This is a genomic window from Cylindrospermopsis curvispora GIHE-G1 (assembly GCF_014489415.1).
GTDB lineage: Bacteria > Cyanobacteriota > Cyanobacteriia > Cyanobacteriales > Nostocaceae > Raphidiopsis > Raphidiopsis curvispora_A.
In genome coordinates this window covers 578,601-597,471 of the sequence record NZ_CP060822.1, presented here as the reverse complement: position 1 = coordinate 597,471, position 18,871 = coordinate 578,601, and the positions used below count along the sequence as shown (strand labels likewise).

Sequence of the window (18,871 nt, the reverse complement as noted above, 5' to 3'; positions counted from 1 at the left end):
GGGATTGCCAATCACTCGCTACTTCCGCTTTCAACCGACTGGTTTTGTCGCGGGTGATTTAGTTAATAAAACCCAATATAGTTTATTTTAATTTATCCCCAATCTGCTTGAATGAGGTTACGTTTGCTGCGGCTGAATACCAACCCTACTTCGTGGACTGTTTTTCCCGGTTCTCCTCTATACTTTTGCGCATAGTTACATTCCCGTATCTGTTTTAAGGCTAGGTTCTCTTTCACATTCTCTCCATCTACTACTTTGATTTCCATCACGTAAATATGATCACCCAGGATGGCAGTTATGTCCGCTTGACCATAATTGGTGATATCTTCGGGGATGATGCGCGCATTTAAGGAACTCAAGAAAGCATATAGTACAGAAGCGTAGTAACCCTCGAAATCAGCTAGGTGATTGTTGTTAAAGTTACGCCAGGGGATAGAGGCAAATAGGCGTCTGACTGTGTCCAAAAACCCATTCACATCACCTTGAAATAAATATTCATATAAAGGTCTCTGAATGCCCAATTTCTCTTCTACAAAATCCGTGTAGGCGTTGACTAATTGGTCTCCTAAGGCGACTTTTACTTCCTGATTGGGGATTTTCAGTCGGAACATGGAACGTTCCATAGCAGTAAAGGTGCTCTCAATAGTCAAATACCCGGATTGGAATAACAGGGTGACTGGGTTAATTCGTTCTATTTCAAAGGACTTTAAAATCTCCTCGGTTACTTCCAGATGCTCCAGGTTGGGAAGGAAGTAGCGGTTGGTCTGAAACAGCTTAACTAAAAACCCTGTCTCAAACCAGTAGTTGCCATACTCCATTCCCTCACGGATAAACAGTAGAATATCGTAGGGGTTATACACGGAATCGCCACGCCACGAGTACCCATTATACCAGAGGCGCAGTTTATCCCAGTCTACTCCTTGCAAGTGCTGGGCAAAAGTATGCTCCAAATCTTCCTGGGTGTACCCACAAATGGTGGAAAAGTCCCTACTGATGGTAATGTCGGTGAGTTGATTTAACCCACTGAAAAGGCTGACTTTGGAGAATTTGGTGACTCCAGTCATGAAGATGAACTGGATGTTGGCATCCTGTTCCTTGAGGACTGAGTATAGATTCTTGAGTCCTTCCCTCATTTCAGCAGCAATAGGTGGATTGTCTATATTGTCCAGGATGGGTTTGTCGTATTCATCTACCAGCACCACGGTCCTTTCTCCAAATCGTTGGTATGCACCCGCAATAATTTCTCCGAAACGACCTTGAATATCCTCTAGTTCATAGTCCACTCCTAGGGAATGGGCAGTTTTTAAAAAAATACCATTAATTTTTTGATCCAGCTCTTGTCGGTTTTTTAATACCCCACCAGCAAAGTCTATTTTAATCACTGGGAATTTTCTGCTCCAGTCCCACTGGTCATGGATATAAAGCCCCTCAAATAATTTCTGATTCCCCTCGAAAATCTCCTTGAGGGTATCTACAAACAAACTTTTGCCAAAACGCCGGGGACGAGACAAAAAGAAGCGTCCAGGAATGCGTATCAGACGGTGAGCTATTTCGGTTTTGTCCACGTAGACACAATTGTTTTCCCGCAGCACACTCATGGTGTTGATTCCCAACGGGAGATTTTTGGGGTTCATACTAATGCTTATTATCTTAATCCCAGTTTATCTCTAATTCAATCACCGGGGTTATTTATGTGAATTTATTTTAAATTAAAAGGGCGATTGCGAAGCACTCCCTATAGGAGCTCGCCAATTACCCGTGATTTGCTTAAATTAACCTACGCCTGGAGACTGTCCGTGGGGGAGACAGGGAATCAATTCCCTTACCCGACAGCGCAAGTCGGTTGAAAACCGACTGGTTTTGCCGTGGGTGATTATGTTGTAGGTTAGTCTGTTTATTTTAATTTATTCCCAATCTGCTTGAATGAGGTTACGTTTGCTGCGGCTGAATACCAACCCCACTTCATGGACTGTTTTTCCCGGTTCTCCTCTATACTTTTGCGCATAGTTACATTCCCGTATCTGTTTTAAGGCTAGGTTCTCTTTCACATTCTCTCCATCTACTACTTTGATTTCCATCACGTAAATATGATCACCCAGGATGGCAGTTATGTCCGCTTGACCATAGTTGGTGATGTCTTCGGGGATGATGCGCGCATTTAAGGAACTCAAGAAAGCATATAGTACAGAAGCGTAGTAACCCTCGAAATCAGCTAGGTGATTGTTGGTGAAGTTGCGCCAAGGAATACCTGCAAATAGACGCTTTATCGCCTTCACTATTGATTCCAAATCCCCATTCCACATACACTCGTAAAGGATATCTTGAATAGCGCTTTTTTCATTCACCATTCCTGTGTATACGTTGATGAACTGGTCGTTTAATGTCAGGCGAACCTCCATGTTGGGTATTTTTAGGGCAAACATGGAACGTCGGTGACGGGTAAAGGTACGCTCAATGGTCACATACCCGGATTGGAATAACAGGGTAACTGGGTTGATTCGTTCTATTTCAAAGGACTTTAAAATCTCCTCGGTTACCTCCAGATGCTCCAGATTGGGGAGGAAGTAGCGGTTGGTCTGAAACAGCTTAATTAAAAACCCTGTCTCAAACCAGTAGTTGCCATACTCCATTCCCTCACGGATAAACAGTAAGATATCATAGGGGTTATATACTGACTCACCACGCCACGAGTATCCATTATACCAGAGGCGCAGTTCATCCCAGTCTACTCCTTGCAGGTGCTGGGCGAAGGTTTGCTCCAAATCTTCCTGGGTGTACCCACAAATGGTGGAAAAGTCCCTACTGATGGTAATGTCGGTAAGTTGATTTAACCCACTGAAAAGGCTGACTTTAGAGAATTTGGTGACTCCAGTCATGAAGATGAACTGGATGTTGGCATCCTGTTGCTTGAGGACTGAGTATAGATTCTTGAGTCCTTCCCTCATTTCAGCAGCAATAGGTGGATTGTCTATATTGTCCAGGATGGGTTTGTCGTATTCATCCACCAGCACCACAGCACGTTGTCCATATTTTGCCATGGCTTTACGAATTAAAGTTCCTAATTTTCCCGGTATATCATTTGACTCGTAGGACACACCCAGATGCTCTGCATTTTCGTGCAAAATATCCAGTATGCGCAGATCCAGCTCTTGTCGGTTTTTTAATACCCCACCAGCAAAATCTATTTTAATCACTGGGAATTTTCTGCTCCAGTCCCACTGGTCATGGATATAAAGCCCCTCAAATAATTTCTGATTCCCCTCGAAAATCTCCTTGAGGGTATCTACAAACAAACTTTTGCCAAAACGCCGGGGACGAGACAAAAAGAAGCGTCCAGGAATGCGTATCAGACGGTGAGCTATTTCGGTTTTGTCCACGTAGACGCAATTGTTTTCCCGCAGCACACTCAGAGTGTTGATTCCCAACGGGAGATTTTTGGGGTCCATACTAATGAATATCTGCCTATTATCTTAATCCCAGTTTATCTCTAATTCAATCACCGGGGTTATTTATGTGAATTTATTTTAAATTAAAAGGGAGATTGCGAAGCACTCCCTATAGGAGCTCGCCAATTACCCGTGATTTGCTTAAATTAACCTACGCCTGGAGACTGTCCGTGGGGGAGACAGCGAATCAATTCCCTGTCTCAAAGCGCAAGTCGGTTTTCAACCGACTGGTTTTGCCGTGGGTGATTATGTTGTAGGTTAGTCTGTTTATTTTAATTTATTCCCAATCTGCTTGAATGAGGTTACGTTTGCTGCGGCTGAATACCAACCCTACTTCGTGGACTGTTTTTCCCGGTTCTCCTCTATACTTTTGCGCATAGTTACATTCCCGTATCTGTTTTAAGGCTAGGTTCTCTTTCACATTCTCTCCATCTACTACTTTGATTTCCATCACGTAAATATGATTACCCAGCATGGCAGTTATGTCCGCTTGACCATAGTTGGTGATGTCTTCGGGGATGATTCGCGCATTTAAGGAACTCAAGAAAGCATATAGTACAGAAGCGTAGTAACCCTCGAAATCAGCTAGGTGATTGTTGGTGAAGTTGCGCCAAGGAATACCTGCAAATAGACGCTTTATCGCCTTCACTATTGATTTCAAATCCCCATTCCACATACACTCATAAAGGATATCTTGAATAGCGCTTTTTTCATTCACCATTCCTGTGTATACGTTGATGAACTGGTCGTTTAATGTCAGGCGAACCTCCATGTTGGGTATTTTTAGGGCAAACATGGAACGTCGGTGACGGGTAAAGGTACGCTCAATGGTCAGATACCCGGATTGGAACAACAGGGTAACTGGGTTGATTTGTTCTATTTCAAAGGATTTTAAAATCTCCTCGGTTACCTCCAGATGCTCCAGGTTGGGGAGGAAGTAGCGGTTGGTCTGAAACAACTTAATTAAAAAGCTGGGGTTCCCTGTCTCAAACCAGTAGTTGCCATACTCCATTCCCTCACGGATAAACAGTAAGATATCATAGGGGTTATATACTGACTCACCACGCCACGAGTATCCATTATACCAGAGGCGCAGTTCATCCCAGTCTACTCCTTGCAGGTGCTGGGCGAAGGTTTGCTCCAAATCTTCCTGGGTATACCCACAAATGGTGGAAAAGTCCCTACTGATGGTAATGTCGGTAAGTTGATTTAACCCGCTAAAAAGGCTGACTTTGGAGAATTTGGTCACTCCAGTCATGAAGATGAACTGGATGTTGGCATCCTGTTGCTTGAGGACTGAGTATAGATTCTTGAGTCCTTCCCTCATTTCCAAAGCAATAGGTGGATTGTCTATATTGTCCAGGATGGGTTTGTCGTATTCATCCACCAGCACCACAGCACGTTGTCCATATTTTGCCATGGCTTTACGAATTAAAGTTCCTAATTTTCCCGGTATATCAGTTGACTCGTAGGATACACCCAGATGCTCTGCATTTTCGTGCAAAATATCCAGTATGCGCAGATCCAGCTCTTGTCGGTTTTTTAATACCCCGCCAGCAAGATCTATTTTAATCACTGGGAATTTTCTGCCCCAGTCCCACTGGTCATGGATATAAAGCCCCTCAAATAATTTCTGATTCCCCTCAAAAATCTCCTTGAGGGTATCTAAAAATAAACTTTTGCCAAAACGCCTGGGACGAGACAAAAAGAAAGCTCCAGGCTGTTTTATCAACTGCAAGGCAAGCCGTGTTTTGTCCACATAAACGCAGTTGCTCCCGCGTAGTTTATCTAGGGTGTTGATCCCCAGGGGAAGATTTTTGGGGTTCATACTAATGAATATGTGCTTATTATCTTATTTTAGTTTATCTCTAATTCAATCACCGGGGTTATTTATGTGAATTTATTTTAAATTAAGAGACTGTCCGTGGGGGAGACAGGGAATCAATTCCCTGTCTCAAAGCGCAAGTCGGTTTTCAACCGACTGGTTTTGCCGTGGGTGATTATGTTGTAGGTTAGTCTGTTTATTTTAATTTATTCCCAATCTGCTTGAATGAGGTTACGTTTGCTGCGGCTGAATACCAGTCCCACCTCATGGACTGTTTTTCCCGGTTCTCCTCTATACTTTTGCGCATAGTTACATTCCCGTATCTGTTTTAAGGCTAGGTTCTCTTTCACATTCTCTCCATCTACTACTTTGATTTCCATCACGTAAATATGATCACCCAGGATGGCAGTTATGTCCGCTTGACCATAGTTGGTGATGTCTTCGGGGATGATGCGCGCATTTAAGGAACTCAAGAAAGCATATAGTACAGAAGCGTAGTAACCCTCGAAATCAGCTAGGTGATTGTTGGTAAAGTTGCGCCAAGGAATACCTGCAAATAGACGCTTTATCGCCTTCACTATTGATTCCAAATCCCCATTCCACATACACTCATAAAGGATATCTTGAATAGCGGTCTTTTCATTCACCATTCCTGTGTATACGTTGATGAACTGGTCGTTTAATGTCAGGCGAACCTCCATGTTGGGTATTTTCAGGGCAAACATGGAACGTCGGTGACGGGTAAAGGTACGCTCAATGGTCAGATACCCGGATTGGAACAACAGGGTAACTGGGTTGATTTGTTCTATTTCAAAGGATTTTAAAATCTCCTCGGTTACCTCCAGATGCTCCAGGTTGGGGAGGAAGTAGCGGTTGGTCTGAAACAACTTAATTAAAAAGCTGGGGTTCCCTGTCTCAAACCAGTAGTTGCCATACTCCATTCCCTCACGGATAAACAGTAAGATATCATAGGGGTTATATACTGACTCACCACGCCATGAGTATCCATTATACCAGAGGCGCAGTTCATCCCAGTCTACTCCTTGCAGGTGCTGGGCGAAGGTTTGCTCCAAATCTTCCTGGGTGTACCCACAAATGGTGGAAAAGTCCCTACTGATGGTAATGTCGGTAAGTTGATTTAACCCGCTAAAAAGGCTGACTTTGGAGAATTTGGTCACTCCAGTCATGAAGATGAACTGGATGTTGGCATCCTGTTCCTTGAGGACTGAGTATAGATTCTTGAGTCCTTCCCTCATTTCCAAAGCAATAGGTGGATTGTCTATATTGTCCAGGATGGGTTTGTCGTATTCATCTACCAGCACCACGGTCCTTTCTCCAAATCGTTGGTATGCACCCGCAATAATTTCTCCGAAACGACCTTGAATATCCTCTAGTTCATAGTCCACTCCTAGGTACTGGGCAGTTTTTAAAAAAATACCATTAATTTTTTGATCCAGCTCTTGTCGGTTTTTTAATACCCCACCAGCAAAGTCTATTTTAATCACTGGGAATTTTCTGCTCCAGTCCCACTGGTCATGGATATAAAGCCCCTCAAATAATTTCTGATTCCCTTCAAAAATCTCCTTGAGGGTATCTACAAACAAACTTTTGCCAAAACGCCGGGGACGAGACAAAAAGAAAGCTCCAGGCTGTTTTATCAACTGCAAGGCAAGCCGTGTTTTGTCCACATAAACGCAGTTGCTCCCGCGTAGTTTATCTAGGGTGTTGATCCCCAGAGGAAGATTTTTGGGGTTCATACTAATGCTTATTATCTTATCCTAGTTTATCTCTAATTCAATCACCGGGGTTATTTATGTAAATTTATTTTAAATTAAAAGGGCGATTGCGAAGCACTCCCTACAGGAGCTCGCCAATTGCCCGTGATTTGGTTAAATTAACCCACGCCTGGAGACTGTCCGTGGGGGAAACAGGGAATCAATTCCCTGTCTCAAAGCGCAAGTCGGTTTTCAACCGACTGGTTTTGTCGTAGGTAATTTATATTGATTGTAGCTGGGTTGAGGAACGAAACCCAACATGTGTTATGTCAATTATGGTGTATGTGAATTTATTTTAAATTAAAAGGGCGAGTCGGTTTTCAACCGACTGGTTTTACAGTGGGTGATTATGTTGTAGGTTAGTCTGTTTATTTTAATTTATTCCCAATCTGCTTGAATGAGGTTACGTTTGCTGCGGCTGAATACCAACCCTACTTCATGGACTGTTTTTCCCGGTTCTCCTCTATACTTTTGCGCATAGTTACATTCCCGTATCTGTTTTAAGGCTAGGTTCTCTTTCACACTCTCTCCATCTACTACTTTGATTTCCATCACGTAAATATGATCACCCAGGATGGCAGTTATGTCCGCTTGACCATAGTTGGTGATGTCTTCGGGGATGATGCGCGCATTTAAGGAACTCAAGAAAGCATATAGTACAGAAGCGTAGTATCCCTCAAAATTAGCCAGGTGATTGTTGTTAAAGTTACGCCAGGGGATAGAGGCAAACAGGCGTCTGACTGTGTCCAAAAACCCATTCACATCACCTTGAAATAAATATTCATATAAAGGTCTCTGAATGCCCAATTTCTCTTCTACAAAATCCGTGTAGGCGTTGACTAATTGGTCTCCTAAGGCGACTTTCACTTCCTGGTTGGGGATTTTCAGTCGGAACATGGAACGTTCCATAGCAGTAAAGGTGCTCTCAATAGTCAAATACCCGGATTGGAATAACAGGGTGACTGGGTTAATTCGTTCTATTTCAAAGGACTTTAAAATCTCCTCGGTTACTTCCAGATGCTCCAGGTTGGGAAGGAAGTAGCGGTTGGTCTGAAACAACTTAATTAAAAAGGTGGGGTTCCCTGTCTCAAACCAGTAGTTGCCATACTCCATTCCCTCGCGGATAAACAGTAGGATATCGTAGGGGTTATATACTGACTCACCACGCCACGAGTACCCATTATACCAGAGGCGCAGTTTATCCCAGTCTACTCCTTGCAAGTGCTGGGCAAAGGTTTGCTCCAAATCTTCCTGGGTATACCCACAAATGGTGGAAAAGTCCCTACTGATGGTAATGTCGGTAAGTTGATTTAACCCACTGAAAAGGCTGACTTTGGAGAATTTGGTGACTCCAGTCATGAAGATGAACTGGATGTTGGCATCCTGTTCCTTGAGGACTGAGTATAGATTCTTGAGTCCTTCCCTCATTTCCGAAGCAATAGGTGGATTGTCTATATTGTCCAGGATGGGTTTGTCGTATTCATCTACCAGCACCACGGTCCTTTCTCCAAATCGTTGGTATGCACCCGCAATAATTTCTCCGAAACGACCTTGAATATCCTCTAGTTCATAGTCCACTCCTAGGGAATGGGCAGTTTTTAAAAAAATACCATTAATTTTTTGATCCAGCTCTTGTCGGTTTTTTAATACCCCACCAGCAAAGTCTATTTTAATCACTGGGAATTTTCTGCTCCAGTCCCACTGGTCATGGATATAAAGCCCCTCAAATAATTTCTGATTCCCTTCAAAAATCTCCTTGAGGGTATCTACAAACAGACTTTTGCCAAAACGCCGGGGACGAGACAGAAAGAAAGCTCCAGGCTGTTTTATCAACTGCAAGGCAAGCCGTGTTTTGTCCACATAAACGCAGTTGCTCCCGCGTAGTTTATCTAGGGTGTTGATCCCCAGAGGAAGATTTTTGGGGTTCATACTAATGAATATGTGCTTATTATCTTATCCTAGTTTATCTCTAATTCAATCACCGGGGTTATTTATGTAAATTTATTTTAAATTAAAAGGGCGATTGCGAAGCACTCCCTACAGGAGCTCGCCAATTACCCGTGATTTGGTTAAATTAACCCACGCCTGGAGACTGTCCGTGGGGGAGACAGGGAATCAATTCCCTGTCTCAAAGCGCAAGTCGGTTTTCAACCGACTGGTTTTCTCCTAGGTAATTTATATTGATTGTAGCTGGGTTGAGGAACGAAACCCAACATGTGTTATATCAATTATGGTGTATGTGAATTTATTTTAAATTAAAAGGGCGATTGCGAAGCACTCCCTATAGGAGCTCGCCAAGGAATTAACCCACACCTGGAGACTGTCTGTGGGGGAGACAGGGAATCAATTCCCTGTCTCAAAGCGAAAGTCGGTTTTCAACCGACTGGCTTTGTCGTAGGTAATTTATACTGATTGTAGTTTGGGTTGAGTATTTTTGGAGCGAATGCGCTATCACGCTTTATCAGGCCAAAAGTCAGGACTCATGACCTGTTCCAAGGAAAATGGACACACTTGAGGAAATTGTTCATCTGGTAAATCAGTTTCAGCGATCGCTAAATCCCTCGCTTCCGACCAGCTTTCATTTAACGCTTCCTGCAAACGGGATTTTAGACCGGGATTTCGCCTCAACAGTTTAGCAATAGCTGTGCGTTGAACACGGATAGTTGCTCGCCAACTATTTGTCTGCTTCCAATACTGAATTTGCCATTTGAGCAGATGGGCAATTAGTTGCATCAAACGAGATTCAAGTTGGTCGTAGTGACGATTCCCCAAGTCTTCTAATTCCTCAATCAAATGACCTAAATCTAATTGCTCAAATTTCCCTTCCCGTAGCAGGTTAGATTGCTGGTAAACCCAGCTATAGAAGTCCTTTTCATAAGTAATTTTACTCATTAACATATGTTCCAATTAGAAGCGGGCCCCTCCCAACTACTAAAACATTATATATGTAAATCCTGGGGAATTCACTCCCCTACGGCCAGTTTTGTAAAGAAATGTAAATTAATCGCCATATTCCCTTGACTTATAAAATAAATCTGATGCAATCATTTTATAGTTTTATGGCGTTGCTGAACCATGGGATGATTTACCCAAATTTTCAACGATTTCGGATGCCAGTTCGTCCCGCAAATATGCAACGCCGAAATTTTGATTGTAGATGATTTTGGGGTTAAGGTATTGGAATAAATCAACATTTACGCCCTAATCACAGTAATTCTATATTGATTTTCTGTCACCACAACCTCAGTTGATAACCTTTCTTCCATAGGTAAGGCATTTTTCCGTCTATCAAAGATAAATAACCAACCAAAATCTAAACCCAAACGCCCTAAATAAGATTCTAATTGTTCAATTCCATCACCTTGAGGATCGCGTTTTTTATCCCGCCACACTTTCAATTCAATCCCTAAAATAACATCTTTATAACGCAGACATAAATCCATTCTATCGCTACCAATGGCATATTCTCTTTCTAAAACTCCTCCACCATTAACCACACGATGTAAAAAAGCCATTAATACTATATGGGGTGCAATTTCATGATAAGCAGCACTACTTAATAAAGGTTCTCCATGTTGTCGCCAAAATTTGAGAAATGCAGTTAATAACCTATCTATATTTAATTCACCATTTGCAGTCAACCAACTAGGACTAATTAAAGGTAAACTATCCTGAGTTCCTTGGACTAAAACACGGGGAATTACTTCACGATATATGGGGTTAGAAATAACTAATCCCCCCATTGGATCACGTCTTAATAATCCTAAATCTATTAAATATTGGCGATCATCTGCTAAAGTGTCAGGTAATGTTTGACCTGCTAAAATGGGTTCAATAATATTTTTAACTCGTTTTTCTCTAAGTCTTTCGGCTAAACTATCTAAATGAGTATCTTGACGATTAATTAATATTTCTTTAGCTGTTAAAATATGTTCTTTAATAATAGTAATGTTTCTATCTTTTACCATTTTTTCTACAATTTCTTTAGCTAAAGCATTCACTAACCAAGGTTGTCCTTGGGTTAAATAAAAGGCTGTTTCTATTGCTTCTCGTGTGAAAATTTGTCCAGTTGCTTCTGTATGTTGTTGATATAATTCTCCTACTTCTACAAGATTAAAATTTCTCATAGTCAGAGAAGCAACTTTTATATTAAAAGGACTAGAAGTATTTAATCTGTCACTACCTCCCGATGCTACTTTATAATCTCGCACATCTCGTAAACCAATTAATCCTACTGATGAGGGAAAATTTTCTGGACGTTTAGGAAAACCATCTCTTAACTGTCTTAAAACTGAAATTAATGTTTGGTCTTGTAAAGAATCAATTTCATCTATAAATAATACTATGGGACGATCTATAGCTTTTGCCCAAGCTGATAAAAAATCATTAATTCTATTTCCTGGTTCTTCCTGTTGCCATTGTTTAACAGGTGGTTGTAATTCTTTGGGTAAGTAGATATTTATTGTATTATACCATGCCCCTAAAATTGCCAATTCTGCGGTGGTAGGATCATGATTAAATGCACTGCCTACTTCTACGGATACCATGACTGCGGCATAATTTCCGCTGTCGGTAAGTTGTTTTGCTAGGGATAACATGGCAGTGGTTTTCCCTGTTTGTCGTGGTGCGTGTAGGACAAAATAACTACGTTGTTGAATTAACGCCTCTAAGTCTGGTAATCTGACTGTGGGAGATAGGACATAGTGGATATCGTTTGAACATGGACCTGCAATATTAAACCAGCGAGTCATGATGATTTTGGTAATAGGTGAACTCTTTAAGTTTACACATTTATTTGGAAATGTTGGAGAATTCACTCCCCTACGGCCAACTTTGTAAAGAAGTGTAAATTAATCCCCATATTTCCTTGACTTAATAAAAAAAATTTGATATAATTAAGTGACACTAGGGTAATTAATAGATAGCTGCCCAAATCTAAATAAAATATAAGCCGAACCATTAAGGTGCAGAGCTTTGACGGTCTACATGATCTCAGTTCGTACCAACCCGACACCCACAGCTACCAGGGTCGAGTGTCAGGGGTTTTCTGTACCAATATTATAAAGTGTAATTTAAAGCACGCTTTAAAATAGCCCAAGCCAACCGCAGGATAAGTAAGAATGCAAACCAAATTATCGCAGGTGCAACCCACCTTATACGACAGTGATTACCATCTCTGGGTACTCGAAACTGTGAAACAACTGGAGAGTCGTGACTTTAACTCCGTTGACTGGAATAACTTAATCGATGAGGTGCGGGATTTGAGTAGACGGGAGAAAAGACGCATGCAAAGTTTGCTCACCCTGTTAATAGAACACCTGCTGAAAAGCACTTACTGGGAGTCAGAAAAACCGACAAATTTAGCGCATTGGCAAGCCGAAATCACTAACTTTCGTAAACAGATCAAAAGAGAATTAAAAGCGAGTCCCAGCCTCAATACCTATCTAAAAGAGATATTTATAGAATGTTATCAAGACGCAAGGGAAATTGCTGCCAGGCGATCTCAATTACCGCTCATTACTTTCCCAGTCGAACCTACTACTGACCTGGAGACAATTTTAAATGAGAATTGGTTTCCGATTTAAGATTTTAGCTTGAAATAAATTCAAATATACCCTAATTAATGCAACAGATGTTGGGTCGTTATTTGCAGAAACTAGACAGTGGTTAATCAAGAGCCAGCGAGATTTTCTGAAATTCTCATTCCCTGTGCTTGCATCTTATCTAAAACATCTTTGCTTATTTTATCAAAAAATTATCAATAAAATCAGTAATTTCCTGATAAAAAACCCGCCCTTTTTCCCTACTACTACTCGCAGTTACTAATAACCTTAAAGTTTCCACTAATGAACTGATAGTAGCATCACAAACCAAATCAAACAACTGATTTAAATCATCTTGGTTTCGTTGTCCATAGGACAAAGCATGAATATAATCATTACGAATTTGATTATTAATCACTACAATAGGGTATCCGGCACGAATTAACAATAAATTCATTAATAATCTAGCCGTTCTGCCATTCCCATCTCGAAAAGGATGGATAGAAACAAAACGATAATGTGCCATGGTTGCATATTCTACAGGATGGAGTGTTAAAGCAGCATCTGAATTGAGCCAGATCACAAAATCTGTCATTAATTGAGACAGTAAATAATGGGGAGGATAAATATAATTTGTCCCTGCTGCCATTACATCTAATTGCCGATAACAACCCGCTTCATCAGGGTGAATTTTCCTCAGAATTAGATTGTGAACTTGTTTAATTTCCCATTCATTAATTACTGTATCTTTTTGTGCTAAACTTTCAATATAGTCAATCGCCTCCTTATGTCCAACTACCTCTAAATGTTCATCAAGAGTCTTCCCACCAATTGTAATTCCTTTGGTTAACACTAACTCAGTTTCACTTTGAGTTAAAGTATTGCCTTCAATGGCATTAGAGTTATAAGTAAAGCGGACATCATACAGCTTTTTGATTTCGGCGATTATTGTTTGGTCAAATGGTCTAAACTCATCTAACCAGGCTTTTAACTTATCTATTTGTTCTAATTTAATCTGGTAATTCATGCTAATATAGTTACTGATTAAAGCAGTTAAGGAAAAATCTGTTTTTTGACTTAAACCAATAACCTGATCAATAAACAGTTCATAAAGCTGAGAATAAGAACTTGTTGGCATCCGTACATTGTCCGACCTTAAATGTTTGCTGATTCTAAAAGTATAGTTGAGATATGATTTACTTGTCAACAGCATCAGATTTTTTGCATAAGTCTAGAGAATATGGCGATTAATTTACATTTCTTTACCGGTTATGCATTGAGTATTTTTGAAGCGAATGCGCTATCACGCTCTATCAGGCCAAAAGTCAGGACTCATGACCTAAATGGACACACTTGAGGAAATTGTTCATCTGGTAAATCAGTTTCGGCGATCGCTAAATCCCTAGCTTCCGACCAGCTTTCATTTAACGCTTCCTGTAAACGGGATTTTAGACCAGGATTTCGCCTCAACAATTTAGCAATAGCTGTGCGTTGAACACAGATAGTTGCTCGCCAACTATTTGTCTGCTTCCAATACTGAATTTGCCATTTGAGCAGATGGGCAATTAGTTGCATCAAACTAGTGATGATTCCCCAAGTCTTCTAATTCCTCAATCAAATGACCTAAATCTAATTGCTCAAATTTCCCTTCCCGTAGCAGGTTAGATTGCTGGTAAACCCACCTATAGAAGTCCTTTTCATAAGTAATTTTACTCATTAACATATGCTCCAATTAGAAGCGGGCCCCTCCCAACTACTAAAGCATTATATATATAAATATAAATTGGGTTGGGGAATTCACTCCCGGGCACCTTTGTAAAGAAATGTAAATTAATCGCCATATTCCCTTGACTTATAAAATAAATCTGACACGATTGCTATCAGGCAAATTATTAGCCGCTCAATACAAATAAGCCAAACCATAAGGTGCAGAGCTTTGACGGTCCGCAGGATCTCAGTTCGTACCAACCAGACTCACCCGTAGCTAGGAAAGTCGAGTGGTAGGATACCTCTGTCTCAATTTTAACCTATAACCAATAATCACCCACAGCAAAACTAGTCGGATTAAACTCAACGAGGTTGTCACCAACCCCGTTGGTTTTCAAAACCGTGCATGAAAGTTTCCCTTCACACGGCTCCTCAATGATTTGGTGCTTGTCACGCACACCTTCATTACCCATTTAAGTAAGTTGGCGTTAAAAGACCAAACTATGTCAAGATAAATAAATAGGATCTACCGAGGTGATAAGATATACTGGACTTCACAAACAGTCAGAGAGGTTTTACATAAATGGGAAAAGCTTGGTCTAGAAGGACTTTGGGAAAAACCTGGTCGAGGAGGAAAACAGAAATACCAGGAGTCAAACATGGTATTTTTGGAGGAATGCCTTAAAAAAGAGGTACATATAACAATACCTCAGCCAAAATCCTGAAACGCAATAAAATCGTAACGACATCAATAGGGTTTCAGACGTATTTGGAAAAATTGGCAATAGTATTGATATAACAGTGTTCAATTAGCTGACGCTTCGTTAAATTGAGTCCCGACAAATTAAGACGGGTACTCAAAAAAGGGGACCATTTGGAAACGATCCAGAAAAAGCCACAAAGGAAAACAAGACCCAGAAAGTAGACAAATCAAGCAAGCAGACCTAGACATGTTGGAATTGTCTGCTGCTGCGGGAGAAATAGACCTGAAATATTTGGATGAATCGGGTTTTTGTATGTGGAGCGAACCGAGTTATACATATTACTAAAGAGGTGAGCAAAAACATTTAGAGCAAACAAAACGCCGTGGCCGCAGGGTAAGTATTATTGGTCTTGTTCAACCTTTAATCAGCTTTCTTTACGGTTTAGTAACGCAAATCTTACAGCAGATTCTTTCGTTATGAAGTACATCATAGCCCCCTTATCGCTTGCGGGGTGGGGCGCGGGGTGCGGTTATTGTACTTCATGACAGTGGAAAGCGCTGTATATCGAAATCATGGAGCATGAAGCGCAAGAGGCGGAAAAATTGGGACGCATAAGAATAATAGTACAGGATAATGGTTCAATACATCAATGCAAAGAAGTACAAAAGTTATGGTCAAAGTGGGAGAGTCAGAATTTATACATTTTCTTTTTACCTAAATATTGCTCTGAGATGAATCCAATTGAATTGGAGTGGCAGCATCTTAAGAAAGATGAGCTATCGGGACAAATGTTTGAAGATGAGTTAAATCTTGCTTATGCCGTAATGAATTGAGTAAACGCCAGGGGAGAGAGAAAAAACTATATTACAAAACGTATTAAATTTAACAACTCTTGACCTTCTTAACCTTTCGTTACATAGTTATAAACTTCTCCGCCGACTTACTTAATCTAAAAAATTTAGATATCTTGGTATATTTAGAACTTTCCGTGAACAAAAATTTTTTAAAGAATGGATTATATAATGCCGCCGGTGGAATTATCCGAATTGGATTGGCTATCCTGACAATTCCTTTACTAATTCGCCTGATTGGCGTTGAAGAATATGGTTTGTGGACACTTTCTTCCACTGTAATTACAATTGTTGCTTTAGCTGAGGCTGGTCTTGCTACAGCAACTACCGTGTTTGTTTCCCAGGATTTGGGAAAGGAAGATGTTAATGGTTTATCGCAAACTTTAACCATTACCGTGGGGGGTATGCTTATACTGGCTACCCTTGCGGCGATCACTCTTTTCTTTGGTGCTGAGAGTATTGTTAATCTATTCCCTAAACTAGTAAAAGCACAACAGTCGGCAGTCATACAGGCTTTACAGTTTGGTGGTTTTGTCATTTGGTCAAAATTAATTCAACAAGTTTTAATCGGTATACAACAAGCTTATCAATGTTACATATTGCTTAATATTGTCAACACAGTACAGTATTTTTTCTTAAGTTTGGGACTGTTTGGGGTAGCTTGGTTTGGTGGTAGAACTGTTTCACTAATGCAGTGGCAAGCTTTAATAAGTGTAGTATCTTTATTAATTCATGCTTCGGTAGTGCGATCTCTACTTCAAAATGTCTGCTTACACCCCAGATGGAAAACTGAAAAGTTTATAGAAATTGCAAGCTATAGCTTAATGACATGGTTGGCATCTTTAGGTACTGCTTTGTTCAGTAGAGGTGACCGTTTGATTGTTGGTTATTTTTTAGGTTCTGAAAGCCTTGGAATATATGCTGGGATTACTGATGTGACAACAGCAATTAACTTATCCTCGGCATTGCCTGTTCAACCTCTTGTTCCCATTGTCAGCAATCATGTGGCCAAGAATAACATCAATAATCCAGAGTTCGTGCAACAGGTAAAACAGGCTTTGGAAGTCAATGCGCTATTCGCTTTGGGTTCTGCTGCTTGGCTGTTTATGCTTGCACCATTATTAATGCCTCTAATATTTCAGCCTACAGTTACTAACAACACTATTCTATTATTTCGAATTGCGACGATGATTTATGGACTTTTTTCCCTAAATGCAGTAGGCTTCTTTATCCTTCTTAGCATCGCTCCCAAATTAGTGATGAGTATTGAGTTGATAAGTGGATGTTTTTCATTGATACTGATTGCTATTGGGTCTAGCAAATTTGGATTGTTGGGGGCTATGATGGGCAATGTTGGGTTTATTCTGACTTGGCTGATGATTTTCTTCGGATTAAAACTGTTAAAGTTACCCGAATTTTTATGGCTAAAATCTTTAATATTTCCATTAATTTGGTTTACAGTATGCATATTAACTGTATTATTAATTTCTCAAACTGAGTTTATACTAATTATTTCTACAATTCAAATGATAATTCTAATTTGCTGGTACTTAAATATTTATAAACAAAAGATTATTTACCTCTTAAGAGGATGGTTTAAAATTGGAGGCTAGTAAGTAATCATGCTGGTCCTCTGACCAAAATACTAATCTATGTGTGCTTCCCTAAGAAAAAAGTCCTTATGAATAAAATATTTTGTATTTCATTGGTAATATTGTTACTTTCAGTAGAGTCTTCCTTACAAACTTCAATAGCTCTTGATCGTTCATTAGCTTGGTGGACGGTATGGTTATATAAGATTGGACCTTTAACTTTAGCCGATATAGATATAATTTTAATTGCACTAAATGTATTCATACGCAGATATTGGATAGATTTGAGGAGAAAAGTGACATTTTTATTTTCTCCTTACTTAGCATTATGTTATCTAGCAATGTTTTATTTGTTGATTGGAGTTTTATATAATCTTTTCGTATTTCCAAATTGGAAGACTTTTTTATATGATGTGAAAGCTGTTATTTATCTAACTATACCATACTTGTTTTTGCATATTTGTAATAATGAGCAGTTGCGACAATGGTTTAGTTATAGAAATATATTCACTTTCTCTGCTTTGTCTAGCATGATTGATTTTATAATTGTTAGCATTTTTGGCACATCAGAATACCCCAGTTTTTTGGGTTTACCAACCATTTTAACATTAGTACCGTTATCAGTGGCTATTGTTTCCACTATTTATAGCAAAAACAAATTTCACAAAATCTTGTTCTTTATGTTAATACTACTGGAGCTAATTAATAGCATAAACCGATTATCTCTAGGATATATATTTAACTCAATAATGTTAATATTTCCATGTATTTTTATAGTAAAATTAAGAATCAATTTTGTTCAGCGTTTTTTCACTATTTTGTTATTAGTAACATTGACTAATATTACATCTGTCTTTATGATTAGTAATCCTTTCGATATGGATATTCTGACAGCTAAAATAGACGGAGCAATTACAAGAAAAATTCAGATGGAAAATGCTGTGTTAAATTTTAATGAAAACATTCCTGGGATAATAGGCAAAGGACTTGGCAGTACGTGGTTTGAGTATATTCCCGTTCCAACAAACGATATTTATTCTGTCGGTACATCTCTAGGTGAAACACCTGAAGATTCTTTAGCTTCACCCGTGAAATTTATTTTCAATTGGACTCCTCCTGTACTCATCCATAAATGGGGTGTTGTAGGTAGCATTAGTTTAGTATTTTTGATAAGCAGATTCTTGCATGCTTCAATTGTTAATATTCAGAGGCTTAAGTCCGTAAATAGCCAGTGTAAATACAATAATTTATTAGAGCCATTACTAATAATATCTTTAATTTTTATAATAGAGAATTTCACCTTTGTAGGTGTATTAAAAACGTCTTTAATTACGTCAATGCTTGCTTTTGAATTAGAACATAATTTTGCTCTTAACAGGGAATAGAGAACAGTTTCAGCTATTTAAGATATACTCAATTTCCCATATC

14 protein-coding genes are annotated in these 18,871 nt (G+C 39.7%); 4 read left to right on the top strand and 10 right to left on the bottom strand.

The features are described from left to right. Positions 1–92 precede the first annotated feature (92 nt). The 7 genes from IAR63_RS02910 to IAR63_RS02880 form a co-directional block, all read right to left on the bottom strand. Positions 93–1,634 carry an ATP-binding protein gene (locus IAR63_RS02910; protein ID WP_187706522.1) on the bottom strand — a complete coding sequence of 514 codons (1,542 nt, stop codon included), beginning with the start codon at positions 1,632–1,634 and terminating at the stop codon, positions 93–95. Between the two features lie 270 nt (positions 1,635–1,904). Then, complete coding sequence (locus IAR63_RS02905) at positions 1,905–3,446, bottom strand: ATP-binding protein (RefSeq protein ID WP_187706521.1); 1,542 nt, start codon at positions 3,444–3,446, stop codon at positions 1,905–1,907. Between the two features lie 277 nt (positions 3,447–3,723). After that, on the bottom strand, positions 3,724–5,274 hold the full coding sequence (locus tag IAR63_RS02900) for an ATP-binding protein (protein ID WP_187706520.1): 1,551 nt from the start codon (positions 5,272–5,274) through the stop codon (positions 3,724–3,726). 203 nt (positions 5,275–5,477) lie between these two features. Beyond that, positions 5,478–7,028, bottom strand: a complete 1,551-nt coding sequence (locus tag IAR63_RS02895) for an ATP-binding protein (protein WP_187706519.1) — start codon at positions 7,026–7,028, stop codon at positions 5,478–5,480. Between the two features lie 396 nt (positions 7,029–7,424). After that, positions 7,425–8,975, bottom strand: a complete 1,551-nt coding sequence (locus IAR63_RS02890) for an ATP-binding protein (protein WP_187706518.1) — start codon at positions 8,973–8,975, stop codon at positions 7,425–7,427. Between the two features lie 522 nt (positions 8,976–9,497). Further along, entirely contained in the window at positions 9,498–9,938 is a 441-nt protein-coding gene (locus tag IAR63_RS02885) for a DUF29 domain-containing protein (RefSeq protein WP_187706517.1), read from the bottom strand. A 302-nt stretch (positions 9,939–10,240) separates the two neighbouring features. Continuing rightward, positions 10,241–11,797: an AAA-like domain-containing protein gene (locus tag IAR63_RS02880; protein ID WP_187706516.1), complete on the bottom strand. Its 1,557-nt coding sequence runs from the start codon at positions 11,795–11,797 to the stop codon at positions 10,241–10,243. A gap of 369 nt (positions 11,798–12,166) precedes the next feature. Between IAR63_RS02880 and IAR63_RS02875 the strand changes: the two genes are divergently transcribed. Then, positions 12,167–12,631, top strand: coding sequence for a DUF29 domain-containing protein (locus tag IAR63_RS02875; protein ID WP_057177415.1), 465 nt, complete (start codon positions 12,167–12,169; stop codon positions 12,629–12,631). A gap of 154 nt (positions 12,632–12,785) precedes the next feature. Here IAR63_RS02875 and IAR63_RS02870 read toward each other — a convergent pair whose 3' ends face one another. From IAR63_RS02870 to IAR63_RS18620, 3 genes are all read right to left on the bottom strand, one after another. Then, positions 12,786–13,727, bottom strand: a complete 942-nt coding sequence (locus tag IAR63_RS02870) for a Fic family protein (protein WP_187706515.1) — start codon at positions 13,725–13,727, stop codon at positions 12,786–12,788. A gap of 194 nt (positions 13,728–13,921) precedes the next feature. After that, on the bottom strand, positions 13,922–14,164 hold the full coding sequence (locus tag IAR63_RS18625) for a DUF29 domain-containing protein (protein WP_255356430.1): 243 nt from the start codon (positions 14,162–14,164) through the stop codon (positions 13,922–13,924). A 4-nt stretch (positions 14,165–14,168) separates the two neighbouring features. Next, positions 14,169–14,306 carry a DUF29 family protein gene (locus IAR63_RS18620; RefSeq protein WP_255356429.1) on the bottom strand — a complete coding sequence of 46 codons (138 nt, stop codon included), beginning with the start codon at positions 14,304–14,306 and terminating at the stop codon, positions 14,169–14,171. Positions 14,307–15,572: 1,266 nt separating this feature from the next. Here IAR63_RS18620 and IAR63_RS02860 point away from each other — a divergent pair. From IAR63_RS02860 to IAR63_RS02850, 3 genes are all read left to right on the top strand, one after another. Continuing rightward, positions 15,573–15,833 carry a transposase gene (locus IAR63_RS02860; RefSeq protein ID WP_223007698.1) on the top strand — a complete coding sequence of 87 codons (261 nt, stop codon included), beginning with the start codon at positions 15,573–15,575 and terminating at the stop codon, positions 15,831–15,833. A gap of 155 nt (positions 15,834–15,988) precedes the next feature. After that, complete coding sequence (locus IAR63_RS02855; protein WP_187706514.1) at positions 15,989–17,464, top strand: oligosaccharide flippase family protein; 1,476 nt, start codon at positions 15,989–15,991, stop codon at positions 17,462–17,464. Between the two features lie 68 nt (positions 17,465–17,532). Continuing rightward, positions 17,533–18,828, top strand: coding sequence for a hypothetical protein (locus IAR63_RS02850; protein ID WP_187706513.1), 1,296 nt, complete (start codon positions 17,533–17,535; stop codon positions 18,826–18,828). Positions 18,829–18,871: the final 43 nt, after the last annotated feature.

Bases quoted from the DNA above. Each gene is read 5' to 3' on its own strand.
- IAR63_RS02910 (WP_187706522.1), bottom strand. From the start codon at position 1,634: ATGAACCCCAAAAATCTCCCGTTGGGAATCAACACCATGAGTGTGCTG.
- IAR63_RS02905 (WP_187706521.1), bottom strand. From the start codon at position 3,446: ATGGACCCCAAAAATCTCCCGTTGGGAATCAACACTCTGAGTGTGCTG.
- IAR63_RS02900 (WP_187706520.1), bottom strand. From the start codon at position 5,274: ATGAACCCCAAAAATCTTCCCCTGGGGATCAACACCCTAGATAAACTA.
- IAR63_RS02895 (WP_187706519.1), bottom strand. From the start codon at position 7,028: ATGAACCCCAAAAATCTTCCTCTGGGGATCAACACCCTAGATAAACTA.
- IAR63_RS02890 (WP_187706518.1), bottom strand. From the start codon at position 8,975: ATGAACCCCAAAAATCTTCCTCTGGGGATCAACACCCTAGATAAACTA.
- IAR63_RS02885 (WP_187706517.1), bottom strand. From the start codon at position 9,938: ATGAGTAAAATTACTTATGAAAAGGACTTCTATAGCTGGGTTTACCAG.
- IAR63_RS02880 (WP_187706516.1), bottom strand. From the start codon at position 11,797: ATGACTCGCTGGTTTAATATTGCAGGTCCATGTTCAAACGATATCCAC.
- IAR63_RS02875 (WP_057177415.1), top strand. From the start codon at position 12,167: ATGCAAACCAAATTATCGCAGGTGCAACCCACCTTATACGACAGTGAT.
- IAR63_RS02870 (WP_187706515.1), bottom strand. From the start codon at position 13,727: ATGCCAACAAGTTCTTATTCTCAGCTTTATGAACTGTTTATTGATCAG.
- IAR63_RS18625 (WP_255356430.1), bottom strand. From the start codon at position 14,164: ATGCAACTAATTGCCCATCTGCTCAAATGGCAAATTCAGTATTGGAAG.
- IAR63_RS18620 (WP_255356429.1), bottom strand. From the start codon at position 14,306: ATGAGTAAAATTACTTATGAAAAGGACTTCTATAGGTGGGTTTACCAG.
- IAR63_RS02860 (WP_223007698.1), top strand. From the start codon at position 15,573: ATGGAGCATGAAGCGCAAGAGGCGGAAAAATTGGGACGCATAAGAATA.
- IAR63_RS02850 (WP_187706513.1), top strand. From the start codon at position 17,533: ATGAATAAAATATTTTGTATTTCATTGGTAATATTGTTACTTTCAGTA.